This is a genomic window from Desulfatiglans anilini DSM 4660 (genome assembly GCF_000422285.1).
Classification (GTDB): domain Bacteria; phylum Desulfobacterota; class DSM-4660; order Desulfatiglandales; family Desulfatiglandaceae; genus Desulfatiglans; species Desulfatiglans anilini.
The window spans coordinates 106243-125766 of sequence record NZ_AULM01000004.1 but is presented as its reverse complement, the minus strand read 5'-3'; the positions used below and the strand labels follow the sequence as shown (position 1 = coordinate 125766).

The 19524-nt window shown below is 60.8% G+C and carries 20 protein-coding genes and 1 tRNA gene; 7 read left to right on the top strand and 14 right to left on the bottom strand.

Annotation, left to right across the window (positions count from 1 at the left end; all coding sequences use genetic code 11):
• Positions 1–4: 4 nt before the first annotated feature.
• From H567_RS0106185 to ileS, 6 genes are all read right to left on the bottom strand, one after another.
• The gene (locus H567_RS0106185) at positions 5–1159 is read right to left on the bottom strand and encodes an ABC transporter permease (protein ID WP_028320741.1); all 1155 of its coding nucleotides are present in this window, start codon (positions 1157–1159) and stop codon (positions 5–7) included.
• Positions 1134–1841, bottom strand: a complete 708-nt coding sequence (locus H567_RS0106180) for an ABC transporter ATP-binding protein (protein WP_028320740.1) — start codon at positions 1839–1841, stop codon at positions 1134–1136. The genes H567_RS0106185 and H567_RS0106180 overlap by 26 nt, the downstream gene beginning before the upstream one ends.
• Positions 1842–1844: 3 nt before the next feature.
• Positions 1845–3062, bottom strand: a complete 1218-nt coding sequence (locus H567_RS0106175) for an efflux RND transporter periplasmic adaptor subunit (RefSeq protein ID WP_028320739.1) — start codon at positions 3060–3062, stop codon at positions 1845–1847.
• Between the two features lie 58 nt (positions 3063–3120).
• Positions 3121–3924 (bottom strand): prolipoprotein diacylglyceryl transferase, encoded by an 804-nt coding sequence (gene lgt, locus H567_RS0106170; protein WP_028320738.1) that lies wholly within the window; start codon positions 3922–3924, stop codon positions 3121–3123.
• Positions 3925–4079: 155 nt separating this feature from the next.
• Positions 4080–4574, bottom strand: a complete 495-nt coding sequence (gene lspA / locus H567_RS0106165; RefSeq protein ID WP_028320737.1) for a signal peptidase II — start codon at positions 4572–4574, stop codon at positions 4080–4082.
• A 5-nt stretch (positions 4575–4579) separates the two neighbouring features.
• Positions 4580–7372 carry an isoleucine--tRNA ligase gene (ileS, locus tag H567_RS0106160; RefSeq protein WP_028320736.1) on the bottom strand — a complete coding sequence of 931 codons (2793 nt, stop codon included), beginning with the start codon at positions 7370–7372 and terminating at the stop codon, positions 4580–4582.
• 385 nt (positions 7373–7757) lie between these two features.
• Between ileS and H567_RS0106155 the strand changes: the two genes are divergently transcribed.
• Positions 7758–8168 carry a DUF3568 family protein gene (locus H567_RS0106155; RefSeq protein WP_084516931.1) on the top strand — a complete coding sequence of 137 codons (411 nt, stop codon included), beginning with the start codon at positions 7758–7760 and terminating at the stop codon, positions 8166–8168.
• Here H567_RS0106155 and H567_RS0106150 read toward each other — a convergent pair.
• The 6 genes from H567_RS0106150 to H567_RS0106125 all read right to left on the bottom strand — a co-directional run bounded on the left by H567_RS0106150 (position 8159) and on the right by H567_RS0106125 (position 11269).
• The gene (locus H567_RS0106150) at positions 8159–8491 is read right to left on the bottom strand and encodes a hypothetical protein (RefSeq protein ID WP_028320734.1); all 333 of its coding nucleotides are present in this window, start codon (positions 8489–8491) and stop codon (positions 8159–8161) included. The two genes, H567_RS0106155 and H567_RS0106150, sit on opposite strands and share 10 nt — an antisense overlap.
• Before the next feature lie 8 nt (positions 8492–8499).
• Entirely contained in the window at positions 8500–8832 is a 333-nt protein-coding gene (locus tag H567_RS0106145) for a hypothetical protein (protein WP_028320733.1), read from the bottom strand.
• Entirely contained in the window at positions 8829–9272 is a 444-nt protein-coding gene (locus tag H567_RS0106140) for a CoA-binding protein (RefSeq protein ID WP_028320732.1), read from the bottom strand. The genes H567_RS0106145 and H567_RS0106140 overlap by 4 nt, the downstream gene beginning before the upstream one ends.
• Positions 9273–9425: 153 nt before the next feature.
• Positions 9426–9749 carry a Sec-independent protein translocase subunit TatA/TatB gene (locus H567_RS30035; protein ID WP_051184530.1) on the bottom strand — a complete coding sequence of 108 codons (324 nt, stop codon included), beginning with the start codon at positions 9747–9749 and terminating at the stop codon, positions 9426–9428.
• A 101-nt stretch (positions 9750–9850) separates the two neighbouring features.
• Entirely contained in the window at positions 9851–10906 is a 1056-nt protein-coding gene (gene purM / locus H567_RS0106130) for a phosphoribosylformylglycinamidine cyclo-ligase (protein ID WP_028320731.1), read from the bottom strand.
• 93 nt (positions 10907–10999) lie between these two features.
• Positions 11000–11269, bottom strand: coding sequence for a hypothetical protein (locus H567_RS0106125; RefSeq protein ID WP_153306070.1), 270 nt, complete (start codon positions 11267–11269; stop codon positions 11000–11002).
• 133 nt (positions 11270–11402) lie between these two features.
• On the opposite strand from H567_RS0106125, the gene alaC reads away from it, so the two are divergent.
• The 5 genes from alaC (at position 11403) to H567_RS0106100 (ending at position 16768) form a co-directional block, all read left to right on the top strand.
• Complete coding sequence (gene alaC, locus H567_RS0106120; RefSeq protein ID WP_028320729.1) at positions 11403–12569, top strand: alanine transaminase; 1167 nt, start codon at positions 11403–11405, stop codon at positions 12567–12569.
• Positions 12570–12643: 74 nt separating this feature from the next.
• Positions 12644–13954 (top strand): homoserine dehydrogenase, encoded by a 1311-nt coding sequence (locus tag H567_RS0106115; RefSeq protein ID WP_028320728.1) that lies wholly within the window; start codon positions 12644–12646, stop codon positions 13952–13954.
• A complete protein-coding gene (locus H567_RS0106110; protein ID WP_028320727.1) occupies positions 13954–15180 on the top strand; it encodes a cofactor-independent phosphoglycerate mutase in 1227 nt (408 codons plus the stop codon). Before H567_RS0106115 ends, H567_RS0106110 begins: the two co-directional genes overlap by 1 nt.
• Positions 15181–15339: 159 nt before the next feature.
• Positions 15340–16023 carry an adenylate kinase gene (locus H567_RS0106105; protein WP_028320726.1) on the top strand — a complete coding sequence of 228 codons (684 nt, stop codon included), beginning with the start codon at positions 15340–15342 and terminating at the stop codon, positions 16021–16023.
• A 295-nt stretch (positions 16024–16318) separates the two neighbouring features.
• The gene (locus H567_RS0106100; protein WP_028320725.1) at positions 16319–16768 is read left to right on the top strand and encodes a PaaI family thioesterase; all 450 of its coding nucleotides are present in this window, start codon (positions 16319–16321) and stop codon (positions 16766–16768) included.
• Here H567_RS0106100 and pyrF read toward each other — a convergent pair.
• The gene (gene pyrF, locus H567_RS0106095) at positions 16757–17476 is read right to left on the bottom strand and encodes an orotidine-5'-phosphate decarboxylase (RefSeq protein ID WP_028320724.1); all 720 of its coding nucleotides are present in this window, start codon (positions 17474–17476) and stop codon (positions 16757–16759) included. The genes H567_RS0106100 and pyrF overlap by 12 nt on opposite strands.
• 123 nt (positions 17477–17599) lie before the next feature.
• Here pyrF and H567_RS0106090 point away from each other — a divergent pair.
• Positions 17600–17675 (top strand) — tRNA-Thr (locus tag H567_RS0106090).
• A 144-nt stretch (positions 17676–17819) separates the two neighbouring features.
• Here the strand turns inward: H567_RS0106090 and H567_RS0106085 are convergent.
• The gene (locus H567_RS0106085) at positions 17820–19244 is read right to left on the bottom strand and encodes a ferredoxin reductase family protein (protein ID WP_028320723.1); all 1425 of its coding nucleotides are present in this window, start codon (positions 19242–19244) and stop codon (positions 17820–17822) included.
• Positions 19245–19524 lie beyond the last annotated feature (280 nt).

The following is a 19524-nucleotide window of genomic DNA, read 5'->3' as shown; positions in this document are numbered from 1 at the left end:
GAGGCTATCCGATCCTGCCCAGCGCATCGGTGATGCGAACGTTCAAGGTTCTCCAGATGGGGATGACGGATGCCGCCAACCCCACGGCCAGGACCGCGACCCCATCGAGTATAAGGGTCTCTTGTTTGACGAAGAAGGCCGGGAAATAATCCGCGAGTGCATCGGCAAAGAGGTCCGCTGCAGGGAAGGTGAGGAGGATTCCCAAAATCCCGCCCATTCCGGTGATCAGCAGCGATTCCCCCAGGATGAGCCGCCCCAGAAAAAATCTACCGAAGCCGAGGGTCTTGAAGACCGCGTATTCACCTGAGCGCTCCCGCACACTCATAGCCATGGTGTTCGCGACAACCGCCATGATGATGATGATCACCACCAGGGAAACCAGTTGAATCGCCGTCAGAATAGCCTCGCCCATGGCGATGAAACCGAGGGAAAAGGCCTTTTCCGTTTCCGTCAGGGTTTCGGCATAGGAATTCCTGAACAGTTTGTCGATGGCCTCCGACGTGGCGGCAGCACGATCGGGATCCTCGATGCCGATCATGTAGAAGCCTACCTGATCCGCCCTCGGCAGACCCAGTTTTTTCAGGGTTTCGTTCGGGTAGTCCCAGTGCAGAAAAAACTGCCGCTCGTCGGTGGTCGGCTCACGCCCTTCGTATATGCCCAGAAGGGTGAGGTCCCAGTTTCCCGGGTAGATGGTCCCCTGGAGGGTGATGCTGTCTCCGATGCGCCACCCGAACCTTTCGGCCAGCCGCCTTCCGGCGATGCACCCTTTGCGGTTGCGGAAAAAGGCCTCTTTTTGCTTTTCAGGCAGGACAAATTCCGGATAAAGCTCGAGGTAGGTGCGGGGTTCGACGGCGAAGTTGGCAAAAAAGTGCTTTTCGTCGATGTATCGCCCCCCAAACCAGATGCCGTAGGAAACGGTCTTCACGTTGTCTACGCTGCGGATCTTCTCAAGGTAGGCGATCGGCAGGGGAAAGATGAGCGAGATGGCGTTGCGGGTGACGAGCCGTGTGGCGGAAGTGGCGTCGGCACCGGCGTACCACGTTTCGATGACCGTCCTCAGGAGGCCGAAGGCAAGGATGGCGACGGCCACGCCGCTAACGGTGAGGGCGCTGCGCAGACGGGATCGAAAGGTGTTACGCAAGAGGAGCTTCAGAAGCATTGGCGAGGATACCCTTGTCGAGGACCTTCAGGGTGCGGGCCCGTTCAGCCGCGCGCGGGTCATGGGTTACCATAATGACGGTTTTGCCGAGGTCGCTGGTCAAACGCTCCATCAGGTTGAGAACATCGTCGGCCGATCGCCGGTCGAGGTCTCCAGTGGGCTCATCGGCGACCAGGATGGCGGGGTCGGTGACGACCGCGCGCGCGATGGCCACCCGCTGCTGCTGGCCGCCGGACAGCTGTCCCGGGCGGTGGTCCATGCGGTCATCCAGTTTGACCAGCGCGAGTGCGGTCTTGACATGTTCACGGCGCGCCCTCTTGGGGAGGTCGGTCAGCAGGAGCGGAAGTTCGACGTTTTCAAAAGCGGTCAGAACGGGGATCAGGTTGTAGAACTGGAAGATGAAACCGACGTTCTGGGCCCGCCAGTGGGCCAGCTCGATCTCGGAAAGCCCTGTGATGATGACCCCGGCCACACGGATGATGCCGCTGTCCGCGCGGTCGAGGCCGGCTATGAGGTTCAGCAGGGTGCTTTTCCCCGATCCGGAAGGGCCCATGAGGGCCAGAAAGTCACGCTCGGGAATCTCCAGGCTGATGTCGTTGAGGACCGGAATGGTCTGATCGCCCCGCCGGTAAGATTTGCTGAGGTTATCGATCTCTACGAGGATCCGGTCTTCCTTGTCCATACGCTACTCCAGGAGACTGACCCGGGTCAGATGGGCGAACTGCGCAGGGGGGTCGATGACGACGCGGTCGCCAGCTGCAATCCCGCCGGTGATTTCCTGCATCGACCCGAAAAGGCGCCCGGTCTCGATGCGTGTCAGGATGGCCCGCTTCCCGGAGACGACGAAGACATGCTTTTCGCCTTCTTTCTCGACCAGAGAAGAGACGGGGACGGCAAGGACGGGCTTCTCTTCATCGGACTGAACGGCCCTCTCCAGAAAGGCCACCTTCGCGCTCATCTCGGGCAGGATATTTTCCGGCAGACGGTCGAAGGCAACCTTGACCAGGACGGAGGCCTTGGTTCGATCCGCCGTGGGGACGATCATGTAAACCTTTCCTGGAAAGCGCCGATCCGGAAAGGCGTCGAGCTGGATCTCGCAGGGCTGCCCCTCGTAAACTATGGCGATGTTCGCTTCGGAGACGTCCACCTCCACCTGGAGGGAGTCCATGTCAGCAATCGTCACGACGGCCGCCTTGGAATTGGCGGCGGCCCCGATGGGGGTGACGATGTCCCCTATGTCGGCGTTTTTGGTCAATACTACGGCATCGAAGGGGGCGCGGATATAGGTATATTCGATCGCCACCTCCGTCTCCTGAACCGCAGCCTCTGCCGCCTCGATCGCCGCCTCTCTGGCGCGGACCAGGGCCGATAAACTTCTGAAACGCGCTTCGGCCTTGTCGAACTGGGCCCGCGCCACGATTCCCTTCTCGACGAGCTGCCGGTTTCTCTCGTAATCCAGTCTGGCATCGCGCAGCTCGGCCTTCGCCTGTGCGAGGTTTGAAACGGCCAGTTCGAGGTTTGCTCGCGCCCTTTCGCGCGCGGCCAGGGCGTCACGGTCTTCGAGACGCGCAATGACGTCCCCTTCCGAAACACGGCTGCCCTCTTCCACGGACAGCTCGACCAGTTGAGCCGTAATTTTGCCTGCCACAGCGGATTTTCGCTGTGCGACGACATAGCCGCTGGCATTCAGGCGGGTGAAGGTCTGGGAGGGATATAAGGATTGAACATGATAGGTGTGGACCTCTGTAGCCGGCTGGAGCAGTTGTTGTTGATGAAGCCAGTAGAGCAAAGCAGCGGCCGCCACTCCAACCGCGATGATGATAAAATATTTTTTCCGGCTCCGGCGGGTGGTGAATGTCTTCTTTTCAATGCGCAGACCGGAAAGGTCTTCTGGTCCAGACATGCCGCAAGGTTCCTTTCGATGGATGGGGGCCGGTCGTATGCGCCGTCAGGGGAAACGATCAGTCCACGTCAGGTGGATGACGGCCGGGTGCATTTGCCATATTCCTGCGACGGGACTTGAGAACGAACAACATGACGATCGCAGCGAGCAGGATGCCAAGTGCAACCATCTGGGTTACGGTCATAGAGGTGCCTCCCAGACTGCCGCGGTCGTCCCAGCGGTACTTTTCGATCCAGAGCCTCGCAGTGCTGTGCAGGATGAGAAACCACAGAAAGATCTGTCCTGGATAGGTTTTTCTGAAAGAAAGGACAAGGAGGATCGCAAAGATCGCAAAGGCGCTCAGTGACGCGTAAAGTTGGGTGGGATGCAGGGGGATCCCCAACGGGGCCAGGGAATGGGGGTGGGAAAACACGATCCCACACCACGAATCGGTGGGCTTCCCGTAGCAGCAGCCGGCCAGGAGACATCCGATCCGTCCGAAGCCCTGCCCGATGGAGGCGGCCGGTGCCCAGAGGTCCCCCAGGTTCCACAGCGGAATGTGGTGGCGGCGGCTGTACCAGCCCATGGTGATCAGGGCGCCCAGGATCCCGCCTGAAAAGACGAGCCCGCCCTGCCAGATCTTGACGGCATCCAGGGGATGCTCGAGATAGTACCCGAAGTTGATCAGGATATACAGGATCCTCGATCCGATGACACCCCCCAGGATCATCAGGAACCCCATGTCCATGATCTGCTGCGACGTGTATCCCTCGCGTTGCCCGATCTTGAGGGTGACGAACAGACCGGCCAGGAACCCGGTGGCCACGAGAAGGCCGTAACTGTGCAAGGTGAAAGGGCCTATCGAGATCAAGTCAGGGAACATAAGCACTCTTTCCAGGCTGGACATTCCATTGTGCCGGATGCTGCTTTCCGGGTGGGCGTCTGCATCATGCCGGGAAACCGTTTGAGGTTCGAGAAGTTCGTGCCGTTTTCATCGTCGGATTGAAAAAAGGGTCCTGACCGGGCATGTTCACGCCTTCAAATTGGAGCGCCTTTCCGTGAAACACCGAGAAAGACCAACCCGATCAGGATGGTTCCGGTCGTGATGGCTGCATCCGCGACGTTGAAGGCCGGCCAATGGTAGGATCCGATATAAAAATCCAGAAAATCGATCACTTCACTATAGGCCAGACGGTCGATCAGATTGCCGACGGCCCCTCCGAGGACGAGCGAGAGGGCGAAGGCCATGAGTCTTTCGCCGGGCTTCAAGCGCGCGAGCCACCAGACGAGGACCACAATAGCCGCCAGGCTGGCTCCGATGAGGAGGATCATCCGCCACTGCACGCCGTCGCTCCGGTTGAGCAGTCCGAAGGCCATTCCCCGGTTTCGGACATGGACGATGTTGAAAAAACCGCTCAGCACCGGGATCGATTCGAAGGGTTGAACCAGGCGGATCAGCAGCCACTTCGAGATCTGGTCCAGTGCCACCACGACCGCCGCCGGCCAAACGGCGAAATGAACAGGGCGTGCCAACGATTTTACTCCGTTTCCTCGATCGCCTGCAGGCATCGCCGGCAGAGGGTGGGATGGGCGTCCGCCTCGCCGACGCTCGCGTCATGCACCCAGCACCGCTCGCACTTGGCCTGCTCGGAGGGTCCGACGAGCACCCGCAGTCCGGGAACCGTCTCGCTCTCGGGCACGGAGTCCATATCGCCCCCTGAGGCGAGCCTCACTTCCGAGACGATGAAGACGGAGCGAAGCTCTTCCCGGTAAGCATGCAGCAGGTCCATGAGGTTTTCGCCCAGCCCCAGGGTCACGACGGCATCCAGGGAATGGCCGATCCGCTTTTCCTTGCGGGCCAGTTCCAGGGCCTTGGTGACCTCCCGGCGGACCGCCATGATGCGGTCCCAGCGCTCGGCGAGCTCCGGGTTGGAAAAGGCCTTGTCGAGCGGGGCGAAACAGTCCGCGTGTACGCTTGGCTCACGATCGCCTTTCAGGTACTGCCAGATCTCCTCGGCGGTGAAGGAGAGGACCGGGGCCATGAGGCGCACCAGAGCGTCCAGGATGACATGCATGGCCGTCTGGGCCGAGCGCCGCGCCTGGGAGCGGGGGGGCGAGGTGTACAGCCGGTCCTTGACGATATCCAGGTAAAGCGACGAGAGATCCAGCACGCAGAAATTGTGCAGACCGTGGTAAACGATGTGGAATTCGCAGTCCTCATAGGCTTTGAGGATCCGCCGGCTCAGGTCCTGGAGACGGTGCAGGGCCCACTGATCGAGCTCGGCCATGTCTTCACGGGGGACGCGGTCGGCCGCTGGATCGAAATCATAAAGGTTCCCGATCAGGAAGCGGCAGGTGTTGCGGATGCGCCGGTAGGCCTCTGTCAGACGCTGCAGGATCTCGTCGGAGAGCCGGATGTTGTCGCGGTAATCCTCCCCCGCGACCCAGAGGCGCAGGATCTCAGCCCCGTATTTCCGGATGAGTTCTTCGGGCGCGATGACGTTTCCGGCGGATTTGTGCATGGCCTTGCCCGCCCCGTCGACCACGAAACCGTGGGTCAGCACGCTGCGGTAAGGGGCCTCGTTCCGGGTCCCGACGGAGCAGAGCAGAGAGCTGTGAAACCAGCCGCGGTGCTGGTCGCTGCCTTCCAGGTACATGTCGGCGGGGCTGTCGAGGTAGGGGCGCTTCTCCATGACGGCGGCGTAGCTGACACCCGAATCGAACCAGACGTCCAGGATGTCCGTTTCCTTCTGGAATCGCTCCGAGCCGCAGCCGGGGCATTTCGTTCCCGGGGGGAGAAGGTCGGTTTCGGGTTGGGTGAACCAGATATCGGCGCCGGATGCCTCCACCTTGGCGGCCACGTGGTCGATGATCTCCTGCGAGACGAGGACCTCGCCGCAGTCTTTGCAGAAAAAGACCGTGATGGGAACCCCCCAGCTCCGCTGCCGGGAGATGCACCAGTCGGGGCGGTTGGCGATCATGTTCTGGATCCTCTCCTGCCCCCAGGCCGGGATCCAGTTGACGCGGTCGATGGCCTCGATGGCGCGCTGCCGCAGTTGGGTCTTGTCCATCGAGATGAACCACTGCTCTGTCGAGCGGAAGATGACCGGCTGTTTGCACCGCCAGCAGTGCGGGTATTCGTGGTGGATGACCTCCTCCTTCATGAGGGCGCCGACCTCCCGCAGCTTCTGGTTGACCAGCGGATTGGCCTCGAAGACGCTCTGCCCGGCGAAGAACTCGACTTCAGGGAGGAAGCGGCCGTCTCCGTCCACCGGAGAGTAGACCTCCAGGCCGTAGGCGAGCCCGGTTTCGTAGTCCTCGCGGCCGTGCCCTGGAGCCGTGTGGACGCAGCCGGTGCCGGCCTCCAGGGTGACGTAAGGGGCCAGCACAATGCGGGAGGGCCGGTCGTAGAGGGGATGGCGCGCCTCCAGGTTTTCGAGATCCCTGGGGTCGACGGCGGTCACGATTTTATAATCATCGATGCCGAAGGTGTCCATGCAGACATGCAGCAGGCCTTCGGCCAGAATGAGGACGTTCCCGCCCGGAATCTCCACGGCGACGTAGTCGAAGCCCGGGTGGAGCGCGATGGCCAGGTTCGCCGGGATGGTCCACGGGGTGGTGGTCCAGATGAGCACGAAGACCCGCTTTCCCTGGAGCTCCGGGTAACGTGGCGACAGGTCGGAGACCATGGGAAATTTGACGAAGATGGACGGTGAGGCATGGTCCCCGTACTCGACCTCGGCTTCCGCCAGGGCGGTGTGGCAGGAGGCGCACCAGTAAATGGGTTTTTTGCTGCGGATGAGGCTGCCGTTCAGTGCGAACTTGCCGAATTCGCGGACGATGGTGGCCTCGTAGGGAAAGTTCATCGTGAGGTAAGGGCGCTCCCACTCGCCGAGGACGCCCAGGCGCTTGAATTCATTGCGCTGGATGTCGATGAACCGCTCGGCGTAGGCCCGGCAGTGGCGGCGGATCTCGGCCTGGGTCATGTCCGCCTTGCGTTTTCCAAGCTCCTGGTCCACCTTGTGTTCGATCGGGAGGCCGTGGCAGTCCCAGCCGGGGACGTAAGGGGCGTCATAACCTGCCATCTGCTTGGATTTGATGATGATATCCTTCAGGATCTTGTTGAAGGCGGTGCCCATATGGATGTGGCCGTTGGCGTATGGGGGGCCGTCGTGCAGCATGTAGCGCTTGCGGCCCTTGGACCGGGTCCGGATCAGTTCGTAAAGCTTCTCCGATTCCCATTTGGCCAGGATTTCGGGCTCTCGTTTGACCAGGTTGGCCTTCATGGGAAAGGCGGTTTGGGGAAGGTTGAGTGTTTGTTTGTAATCCATACGAGGCGCCTCCATATCATATGATAAACCGAAAAAATAACAGATGCACCTCTTCAAGTCAAATCCAGATTCGGTTTGGAGGTCGAACCTTGAAGAGGTTGACATCCGTCGTAGCGGTCGGCAATCTGATGTCCATCAGGAAAGGGTCTTTTTGGCCTGTCACGGTGTCAATCTGTACGGCTGCTTGCGCGGCGATTTGCAGTCGTCCCCGCGCAAACGCTCGATTTCCTTGATATTGGCCGGACCGGGCGGGGGCTGAGCAGACGAGGGGTCTGAAGAAGCCGGGTCCTACCGGGAAATCATTTCCGGATGAACGTAATCTGAGGGAAAATGGGTAAGGCGGCGCATCGCCGCGCCCGCTTAAAGCTGTGAAGCGAAAGGTCTTATGGCATTGAAGAACGTAAAGTGCATGGCGGCAGTGGTTTTATGGTTCCTGACCCTAGGCGGATGCGGGCCGTTGATGGTCTTCGGCACGGGTGCGGCCGCCGGTGTGGGAGGTTATCGATATTACCAGGGCTCTTTGATCACCGTCTACAACGCCCCGTTCGAAAGGACCTGGGAGGCGGGCCTCACGGCCGTTCAGGCCCTCGGGTTCACCATGAAGGACGCGCGGCACGACCTCACTTCGGGCACGGTCTCGGCCGGGCAGGCGGACGGCACGCCGGTGACCCTCAAAATGAAGTATGTCTCGGCGGAGCAAACCGAGGTCGCGATCCGGGTCGGTTTCTGGGGTGATGAAGAGGGTGCGGCGGTGGTCGCAAGACGGATTCGGGAGACGCTGGGAGGTCAGGTCTGAATGTCCAGGCTCTTCAGCATATTGTCCGCAAAATGCATCACGAAGTGCCGCTGCGCTTCGGTGCAGTAGCCGGGACAGGTGCATTGCATGGTGTGGAGCGACCGGATGAGAAATTCGAACCGCACCCAGTCCGGGCCCAACTCGACGGCGAAGACGTGGGGGCGGCAGGCCTGATGACTGTATTGTTCCGGGGTCAGAAGGTCGTCAGGAAGTTGAACCCAGTAGATCTCGTCGACCCTGCTGTGCAGGGCGTTTTGATCCAGAAAGCCCTTGATCCTTTCGAGGTGGGCGGACGGTATTTCATCGAGGAGATAGGCGCGCATGGCAGGGGTCACCGTGTCCCGCGATCGATCCGCGCCCCGGAGACGAAGGCGTCGATGACCGCGTAGATCCAAAGGATGGCGAATAAAGCCAGGATCACCTTGAGGGTGGTGAGATCCTGGGCCTGAAGCCGGGCGATAAACCCGCCGCCGGCGGTGGAAGGATCCGGGGCGCTTTCCATCGCCTGCTGGATCACCCGGTAGGATGCGAAAAGGGCGGCGAGGAAGAGAACGAACACGGACCCGAGCAGGATCAACCCCTTCTTCAGGTGCTGGTTGAAGACCTGCCCCAGCCCGGGGATGACCAGCCCGGAGCAGAGAGCCGCGAGCCACGCCTTTTTCATCTCCCGCCCCCGGTTTGCAGCTGCATGTGATCCCGCATGATGCAGCGGTTCATGATGACCGTGCAGCCGGCTTCCCGCGCCTTCCGGGCGGCCTCCTCGTGCACGATCCCGAGCTGCATCCAGATCACCCCGATCCCTTGGCCGACAGCCTGATCGACAAAGGAAGGCACGCGCTCGGGACCGACGAACAGGTCGGCGAGATCCACTTGAAACGGGATCTCCGACAAGGTTCGGAAACAGGGGCGTCCGAGGATTTCCTTCTGTCCGGGATTGACAGGGATGACATCGTAGCCGTGCTCGAGCAGGTAGGCCGCCACCCGGTGGCTGTCCCGCGCGGGCTTCGGCGAGAGGCCCACCACTGCGATGGTCCGGCATCTGCGCAGAACCGCGCCAATGGCTTCGTCCGGCGGCCGGTTGTCTGGGATTTCACAGGTCGACATGGTCTTTCAAGGCGTTCCTTCGAAGAATATCTGCAGGGGCGTCCAAGCGGGGCGGCTCTGCCGGATGGACGGCAGGTCACGCGTGGGAGCAAGATTGCGCCGAATGGACGAAGAAATGCCGGCGTCGTCGTTGCCTCTTCTCATCCCGCCAGGTTATTGCAGGATCTCTTTTATCTTTTGAGCCTTGTCCTTGACTTCGATAGCCCTCTTGACGCCTGGGACCTGCCCGATGACGGCATCGGTCAGTTTGGCCTCAAGGGGCCGCGGGGCGGGGGGCTCAGCCACGGTCTTCCCGCGCGCCGTATCGGGGGTTTGTTCAGCCTCGTTCAGTGGTTCGGCGAGGTCTTTTCTGACATTCCGGAATTCCCGGATCGCCCCGCCAAGACCCTTCCCGATCTCCGGCAGGCGTTTGGCGCCGAACAGGATCAGCACGATCACTGCGATGATGAGAAGCTCGCTCGGGCCTAGTCCGAACATGAATGACGCTCCTTCAGTTGGATCTTTGCAGGGGGTGATTCGCCTCCGGTCTGCCTTTCAGGCCTCCGGCGAGGCGCTGACAGGGGGCCGGTGTTCAACGTTCAACCGGTCAGTTCGACGGGCTCTTCACCCTCACCGCGCTCGTCGACCGTGCCGATCAGGTAGCCCTTCTCACCCATGGCCTGAAGACGCAGCATGACCTCCTTCGTGTCTTCGGCGCTCACGACGATCACGAGACCCAACCCGTTGTTGAAGGTGCGGAGCATCTCCCGTTCGGGGATGTCGGCCTTTTGCTCGAGGTAGGGGAAGATCGGCGGCCGCTCCCAGGATCCCCGCTCGATCACCCCTTTGCAGGCCGCCGGCAGGATCCGGGGGAGGTTGTCGATCAACCCGCCGCCCGTGATGTGGGCGATGCCGTAAAGGCGGAAGTCGCGGCGCAGGTTCTGGATCGCACGGACATAAATGCGCGTCGGCTCCAGCAGCTCATCTCCAAGCGTCCGTCCGAATTCGGGCACAAAATCGTCGACCTTCATGTGAAGGTCTTCGAAGAAGATCTTGCGGACCAGGGAATAACCGTTGCTGTGCAGCCCGCTCGATCCAATGCCGATCAGGCGGTGTCCTACGGCGATCTCCGAGCCGTCCAGGATATCCTTGTTGTCAGCCAGGCCGACCACGAACCCGGCCAGGTCGTATTCCCCCTTGCCGTAGAAATCGGGCATTTCGGCGGTTTCTCCCCCGATCAGGGAGCATTGCGCCTCCTGGCATCCGTCGGCGATCCCTTTGACGATGTCGGCGGCCCTGTCCACATCCAGTTTCCCCATCGCGAGATAATCCAGAAAGAACAGGGGAGCGGCGCCCTGGACAAGGATGTCGTTTACGCACATGGCGACCAGGTCGATGCCGACCGTATCGTGCCGGTCCATCATGAAAGCGATCTTCAATTTGGTGCCGACGCCGTCCGTCGAGCTCACGAGGACGGGCTTTTCAATGTGCTGGAGGTTCAGGGAGAACAGCCCCGCAAATCCTCCGATGTCGGTGATGACCCCGGTACGGAAGGTCTTGCTGACAATCGGCTTGATCCTTTGTACGAAGCGATTGCCGGCGTCGATATCGACGCCGGCATCGGCATACTTTCGCGTCAGTTTCTTCTCGGTCATCGGTTTTTGTCCAACAAGGCGTTTTGAGCAAAAAAAGAAGGTGTTTCAGGCATAATAGAATCTGCCTATACTCGAATTTTAGGGCCGGGTTTGTCAAACGAATTCTGGCCGGATCGGTTTGCCGGCCGTTCGAACGACAGCGGCGAACCATTTCCGGATGGAAACCAAGTAGTGTCCATCCGAGGATGATTTTCCGGTGCAACCCAGTTTCCAATCCGGAAATGAGTATTTTTTGCCAATATCAAGGAAATCAAGCCTTTGCGCGGAGGCGACCTGTAGGTCGCCGCACAAGCAAAGGTGCAGATTGACGCCGAGATTGGCAAAAAAGGCCATTTCCGGATGGAAACCAAGTAGGTTTTGCATTTTTTGAGGCGATCCACTATGATCTTGCCCGTTCAGGGGCTTTGTGGGTCGACGCGAAAGGTGGCGGAAAAGGCTCCCGATCGGTGCGGCCCTTGGGACAGGGTGTGGATTCACAGAGGAGATGACGGATATGATGCAGGAATTCAGGAGAATGAGCCGGCTGCCGCCCTACGTCTTCGCCACGGTCAACAAGATCAAAATGGACGCGCGGCACAGGGGCGATGACATCGTCGATCTCGGGATGGGAAATCCTGACATCCCCACTCCCAGGCACATCGTCGAAAAGCTGGTGGAGGCGGCGGAAAAAGGCCAGAATCATCGCTACTCCGCATCCATGGGGATCACCAAACTACGCCAGGCCATCTGCGATTGGTACAAGCGGCGCTTCGATGTGGATCTGGACCCGGATGAGGAGGCGATCGTCACCATCGGGGCCAAAGAGGGCCTCGCCCATCTGGTCCTGGCGACGATCAGCCCGGGTGACGTCGTTTTTGCACCGAATCCGACCTATCCCATTCATCCCTACTCGGCGATCATCGCCGGGGGTGATGTCAGAAGCATCCCCATCGGTCCGGACCGGGATTTCTTCGAGGACCTGCTGTCGGCCACCAAGCAGACGTGGCCGAACCCGCGCATGCTGATCATCTCCTATCCGCACAACCCCACGACGGCCGTCGTCGATCTGCATTTCTTCGAAAAGATCGTCGAGTTCTGCCGCGAGCACGAGATCATGGTGATCCATGATTTCGCCTATGCGGACCTGGTCTTCGACGGGTACGAGCCCCCCAGCTTCCTGCAGGTCCCCGGGGCGAAGGAGATCGGTGTGGAGCTGTTCAGCCTTTCGAAGAGCTACTCCATGGCGGGCTGGCGCGTCGGATTCTGCGTCGGCAACCCGGCCCTCGTTTCGGCCCTGCGGCGGATCAAGAGCTACCTCGACTACGGCGTTTTCCAGCCCATTCAAATCGCAGCGATCATCGCCCTGAACGGCCCTTACGACTGCGTCGAGGAGATCGTCGAAATCTACCGGGAAAGGCGGGATGTCCTGGTGGACGGTCTGAACCGCGTCGGGTGGGCGATCGAGAAACCGAAAGGCACGATGTTCGTCTGGGCGCGTATTCCGGAGCCCTACCGGGCGATGGGATCGGTGGAGTTTTCGAAGATGCTGATCGAGAAGGCCAGGGTCGCGGTTTCACCGGGCATCGGCTTCGGCGAATACGGCGACGAACACGTCCGTTTCGCCCTGGTGGAAAACCCGCACCGGATCCGCCAGGCGGTCAGGGGGATCAAACAGATTCTTTGAGATCGGCATGGGCGGCGGGCATTGGACGGATATCGATGGCCGGACAACCGACCGCTTTTGAAATGTGAGGGTATATGCCACAGCTTCAGGTGGGGATCATAGGGTTCGGCACGGTCGGCGCGGGCGCCTGCGAGGTTCTGCTCGAAAACGGGGACCTGATTGCGGATCGCGTCGGGATGGAGATCGTCATCCGGCGCATCGCCGACCTCGACATCGAACGGGACAGGGGAGTGGCCATAGACCGCAGGATTCTGACCCGGGACGCCATGGAGATCATCGAGGATCCCGAGATCGGGATTGTTGTCGAGGTGATGGGCGGTCTGAAACAGGCGAAGGAATTCATCCGTATGGCGCTCGAGCGCGGCAAGCACGTTGTGACCGCCAACAAGGCCCTGCTCGCGGAGACCGGTAACGAGCTTTTCGAACTGGCGGAGAGAAACGGGGTGGGGCTCGCGTTCGAGGCGAGCGTCGGCGGGGGGATCCCCATCATCCGCGCGTTGCGCTCCGGCCTGGCGGCGAACCGCATTCAGACGATCATGGGCATCCTGAACGGGACCTCCAACTACATCCTGACGCGGATGGCCCGGGAGGCCCTGCCCTATGAGAAGGTCGTGGAGGACGCGGTCCGGGAGGGATACGCCGAGGATCCGCCCACCCTGGACGTGGACGGGACCGACGCTGCCCACAAGCTTGCGATCCTTATCATGCTTTCGAGGGGTGAGGCGGTGCCCTTCGACGGGATTTACCGCGAGGGCATCATGCGGCTTACCCCGGACGACCTCCGCTTCGCTGGTGAATTCGGATACAGCGTGAAGCTTTTGGCCATCGCCCGGCACCACGGGGACCGGGTCGAGGCGCGGGTCCATCCCGCCATGATCCCCAAAGACCACATCCTCGCCAACGTCAACGACGTGTACAACGCCATTTACATCGAAGGCGATTTCGTGGGTCCGAACCTCTATTACGGTCTCGGGGCCGGGAGGCGGGCCACCGGGAGCGCCGTCGTCTCAGACATCATGGACCTCGCGCGCCAGATGCGCTCGGGCCAGGGCAGGGTCCTGCCCTCGCGCGGATATGCGCGGCCCGTTCAGAAGCATATCGCCATCCAACCCATGGACGAACTGGTGTCGGCCTACTATTTCCGCTTTTCCGCCCAGGACAAGCCGGGTGTCCTTTCGCGGATCGCGGGGATCCTGGGCGACCACCAGATCAGCATATCGTCGGTGATCCAGATGGGGCGCGAGGTCAACGGCTCGGTTCCCATCGTGATGCTGACCCATGAGGCCCGGGAGCGGAGTGCGCAGCGGGCGATCGGGCTGATCGACCGGCTCGACGTATTGACGGACAGGACCGTGATGATCCGCGTGGAAGGGGCGCATACCTGATGGATTCGGAAAAGACGCCGCGAACCCGCTACGTGCTTCTGGTGGGAGACGGCATGGCGGATTACCCCATCGAGGATCTGGACGGCAGGACGCCCCTCGAGGCGGCGCACACCCCCCATATGGACCGCATCGCGCAGGGGCGCATGGGGCTGGTCCAGACGATCCCGGAGGGGATGGAACCCGGGAGCGATGTAGCCAATCTGTGCCTGCTCGGTTATGACCCGCGCGTGTACCATTCGGGCAGGTCCCCCCTCGAGGCCGCAAGCCTCGGGGTGAGCCTCGCCCCGGACGACGTCGCCTTCCGGATGAACCTGGTTACGCTGGATTGGCATCCGAACGGCGAGATCGTGATGGTCAGCCACAGTTCGGGCGACATCACCACCGCCGAGTCGCGGGAGATGATCCCCGTGCTCCAGACGGGGCTCGAGTCCCCGGGCATCCGCATCTACCCGGGCGTCGCCTACCGCCATCTGCTGGTGTGGTCATCCGGTCCCCTGGATGCCCGGACGATCCCCCCGCACGACGTTCTGGGACGCGATATGGCCGCTTACCTCGACACGGGCGGGGTGAACCCCGTGCCTGAGCTGATCCTTTCCTCGTGGCCCATCCTTCGGGAGCATCCCGTCAACCGGCGGAGGCGCGCCGACGGACGCCTCGAAGCCAATTCCATCTGGCTCTGGGGACAGGGGCGCGCGCCGCGGCTGCCGCGTTTCACCGAGCGCTTCGGCCTGACCGGCGGCGTCATTTCGGCGGTGGACCTCTTGCGGGGGATCGGCATTTACGCCGGTTTCGATCCGATTTTCGTCGAGGGGGCCACCGGCTATCTCGACACCAATTACAGAGGCAAGGGCGAGGCCGCGATCGAGGCCCTCGCGACGCATGACTTCGTGCTCGTGCATGTGGAGGCCCCCGATGAAGCGAGCCACAACGGAAGCCTCGAGGAAAAGATCCGGGCGATCGAGGCCTTTGACGAAAAGGTCGTCGGAACCGTCCTCGAAGGGCTTTCCGCCTGCCCGTCTTTTCGTGTGATGGTCGCCAGCGACCACTTCACCCCCATCTGCCTCAAGACCCACAGCCGTGAGCCGGCGCCGTTCGCGTGGGCCGGCCCCGAAGATTTGGCCCGGTCACCGAGCCAGGGGGGATTCACGGAGAAAAACGCCGCTGCGAGCGGCATCCTTTACAAGGCGGGGCATACGTTGATGCCGGATTTTCTCGGGCGGGCTTAAGGCTTGACAGAGGGGCTCCGATCTCCTATTTTCGGGCGGTGTTGAGCGGGTTTATCCGGGAAACGTGCCGGGCAAGGGGTGCACGGCGGATCAATGGTGATTCCAGGGGTGGATCGTAGTGTGAGAGCCCCAAATTACAGTGAAAAGGAGAGGAAAAGAATGAAGATACTTTTTTTCGGTCCCAACGGCAGCGGAAAGGGTACGCAGGGCGCCATCGTCAAGGAAAAGTTCGGGATTCCCCACATCGAGACGGGTGTCATCTTTCGAGACAACATCGGCCGCGGGACGGACCTCGGCAAAGAGGCCAAGGGCTACATCGACCGGGGGGAACTGGTCCCCGACAGCATTACCATTCCCATGATCCTGAGCAGGTTGAAGGAACCCGACTGCAAGAACGGCTGGCTCCTGGACGGTTTCCCCCGCAACCTCACGCAGGCCCGGGAACTCGACAAGGCCTTGAGCGCAGAAGGAATCGATCTCGATATCGTGATAGAAATGGTTCTGGACCGGCAGATCGCGAAGAACCGCATCATGGGACGGCGCCTGTGCGTCAACGACAACAACCACCCGAACAACATCTTCATCGATGCTATCAAGCCAAACGGGGACAAGTGCCGGGTCTGCGGCGGAGACCTCAAGACCCGCAGCGATGACCAGGACGAGGAAGCCATCGATCAACGCCACAACATCTATTACGATGAGAAGACCGGGACGATGGCGGCCATTTTCTTCTACAAGAAGCTGTCGGCCGAGCGCGGCGGCAAACCACGGATCGTCGAACTGGACGGGCGCCCCGGGGTGAAGGAGGTCTCGGCGGATCTCCTGGCGCAGCTCGGCAAGTAAACGCACTCCCTTCCGGAAATGGTCTTTTTTGCCAATCCCGGCGTCCATCTGCATGTTTGCTTGAGCGGCGGCCAGTAGATCGCCTCCGTGCATACGCTTAGTTTTCTTTATATTGGCAAAAAATCCTCATTTCCGGATTCGAGACCGGGTGGGACTGAAGGATCATTCAACGGATAGGGGCAAGTGCCTTTTCTTCCGCAGATGGTCTTTTTTGGTCATCCCGGCGTCCATCTGCATGTGGGTTTGAAGCGCCCCGGTCCAGGGTGATCAGGGCGCTTTGCGCTGAGGGCGGTCTATGAAGGGGGACATATCGGCGGAGCGTGCCGCCTTTCTGATGAGGGATTTCGAGCGCGGCTTCATCGAATACTGCCATCTGAAGGCGCGTGAGGCCTCGGCCGGAAGGTTCTGCTCGGAGGTGGAGATCGCGCCCTGCCACCGGCAGCAGGACGGATTCATCCATGCGGGCCTCATGGCCACCATGGCTGATCATACAGCCGGCTATGCGGCCTTTACGATCGTACCGCCCGAATTTCAGATCCTCAGCATCGAGTTCAAGATCAATTTTCTGAGGCCTGCTTACGGTGACCGCCTGACCTGCCGTTCAAAGGTGCTTCGCGGGGGCAGGCAGGTCATCATCGCCGAATCGGAGGTCTACGACCGCGCCGAGGGAGTGGAGCGACTGGCGGCCAAGGCGATGGTGACCCTCATGGCTGTGCATCGGGATAAGCTGACGTCAAAGCGCTGAGGCGATTTCTTCCGCCAGCCTGTCGGCCGCTTCGGCCGGATCCGCCGCATCGCGGATGGGGCGCCCCACCACAAGGTAATCCGCTCCAAGTCGAACGGCCTCGGAGGCCGTGACGATCCGCTTTTGATCGTCGCCGGGCACGATCGACCAGGCAGGCCGGATCCCCGGTGTTACGGCGATGAAACCGGGGCCGAAGGCAGACTTGATCGCACGCACTTCCTGTCCGGAGCAGACCACCCCATGACAGCCGGCCTCTTTGGCCGCCCTGGCGCGCATGAGCACGAGGGCCGGGATGTCTGCTGCAAGCCTGGGATCGCAGCCGAAGCGGATGAGTTTGTCCGAATGGAGGCTGGTCAGAACGGTCACGGCCAGGATGCGGGTCGAGCCCATGATATCGTCGGGGATCTCCTCGAGGATGGGGTCCATGGCCTCGGCGTGGATGGTCACGAAACGCGGCTGATAGCGGGCGGCGGCCGAGAGTGCCCGCTTGACCGTCGCAGGGATGTCGTTCAGCTTGAGGTCCAGGAAGATGCCGGCCCCGCCGCGGCTCCGGATGGCTTCCAGGACTTTCGGGCCTTCGGCGATGAAAAGCTCCAGGCCCACCTTGAAAAGGCCAACGTGGCCGCGAAGCCGGTCGACCATGGCGAGGGCCTGTTTGTAATCGGGGAGGTCCAGGGGAAAAATGATGTAGTCCTTGGGCGTTTTCATGAGGTGCCTCTTTCCGGGTGATGCAAAAAGATACGGCGCCGGACCGGCGCGGAAAAGCCGGAACAGGCGGAAAAAATAATGGACATCGGTTTAAAAAGCAAGTATGTTATACGATCGATGTGGGCCACCGTAGCTCAGTTGGTAGAGCACCTCACTCGTAATGAGGATGTCTGCGGTTCGATTCCGCACGGTGGCTCCAGTTTTTCAAATTCCTTCAGACTGCGCCGGTCTTCCGCCTTCACGAAACCGTTATGATGGCGTCTGAACCCTTCTGATCTGTCTGCGCCGGCTTCCTCGGCCCCCTCATCGTAAAACTGCATGCCTGTGAATGTCCTGACGCCGCTCAAAGCAGATTGAAGTCTTCGACGATTATCTGCCTAGCCCGCACTCCCAGGGCTGAGAGTTGTTCAACGAAGGAGGCGACCATGGGGGAAGGGCCGCAGAGAAAGATGTTTTTATCCTGCAGACCCCCCTTGACCCGCTCACGGACATAAGCGGCCGTAATCCTGCCCTGCTCTGACGTGATGTAGCATTCGTAGTGGTGCCCGCGCTCTTCGAAGGCCTTGAATCCGTGGAAACGGCTTATGGCGACCTCCTGCCGGATGTCTTCATCGAAGCTCGCGTCACCCCTCGTTCGGCAGATGTAGAACAGGGAAACGACGGGGCTCCTCCATGTCCTGATCAGTTCCGGGTGCATCCGCCTCAGCTGTTCGGGCGCCTCCCGGGGATCGAGCCGCTCTTCTGAGTGGAGCGCCACATGCCACATCCCGAGAAACGGTGTGATGCCGATGCCGCCGGCGATGAAGACGCAGTCCCCTACACCCGATAGGAACCGGTCGCTGAAGTGCCCGTAGGGGCCGTAAAGAAGGACAGGATCCCCGCGCTCGAGCCGGTCGAGGGAGCGTGTGTGGTCCCCCGACTGTTTGATGCCGAGTTTGATCCGGTTGCGGGGATTGTAGCCGGAGGCGATTGAGTAGGGATGCGGCTCCGGGGTGATGCCTTCCTTGCGCACGACGAGATAGACGAACTGGCTGGGCTTGAACTCCATTTTCTCCTGGACCGGACGGAGGGTCGCCTGGATCACGTCCCCATGTTTTGCGATTTCAGAGACGGTGTAGTCGAACCGGGGTCCATAGAACCGATAAAAAAAACGGGTGTAGACAAAGCTTGCCAGGGCGAGCGCAAGAAAACCATAGACCCAGATCCTGAGGAGGGGATAGGTGGTGACGTCGCGGTTGACGATCAGCACATGAGCCGCAGCCAGGATCAAAACCCCTCCGAACCACTCATGGGTCATCTTCCAGAGGTGATAGGGGATCTTCAGCCACAAGGTGAGGCTCATCAGACCCGCCATCATGAGAAAGGTGGCGACCCCGACGTTGTGCCCCCACAGATAACGGTCCCCCAAGGGCTCGAGAAATCCCAGTTCCTGCAGAAAAACGAGGAAATCCGGAAAATTGTGGGCCGAGAGGAAGATCGGGTGCAGGACGATCAGAAAAAAGGCCCAGCGTCCGATCCGTTTGTGCACTTGGTAGACCTTGTCCAGACCTCCGAAGAAGGCTTCGATCGGGCGCAGCCGCGTCGAAAGAACGACGCACCAGCACATCAGGATGGTGGCGCCCAGGGAAGCCGCTTTTGCCGGGTATTTGAAGGGGTCGCTGAACCAGTCTTCATAATAGGCCTTGCTGCCGAGCCAGATGACGAGCGTGAGGCAGACCGTCAGGAGCGCAGGCCATGTTTTTTGATGTATGCGAGAGATGGTGAGCATCGCTGCTTGAGTCCCAATCGGAGGATTTCGTCAGGCTGAACAGGCCATCCGCAAATGCTTCCGGGCTCTCAGGGCCGGAGACGCCTACAAGGACAAGGCTCGATAACAGCCCCTGAATGTCTGTTTTGCATCGACCGGGCGGATTTGGCCCGTCGGGGCGGTTGCCAGGGTGCTTCGCCGGCCCGCTTTCCGGCCAAGTCGCGAAGTCGGCCTCAAAGGGCTCCGGTCGCCTCGAGGGCACTTGGGGCCTGGAGGCTGTGTCGAACGAGCACCGCCAGGG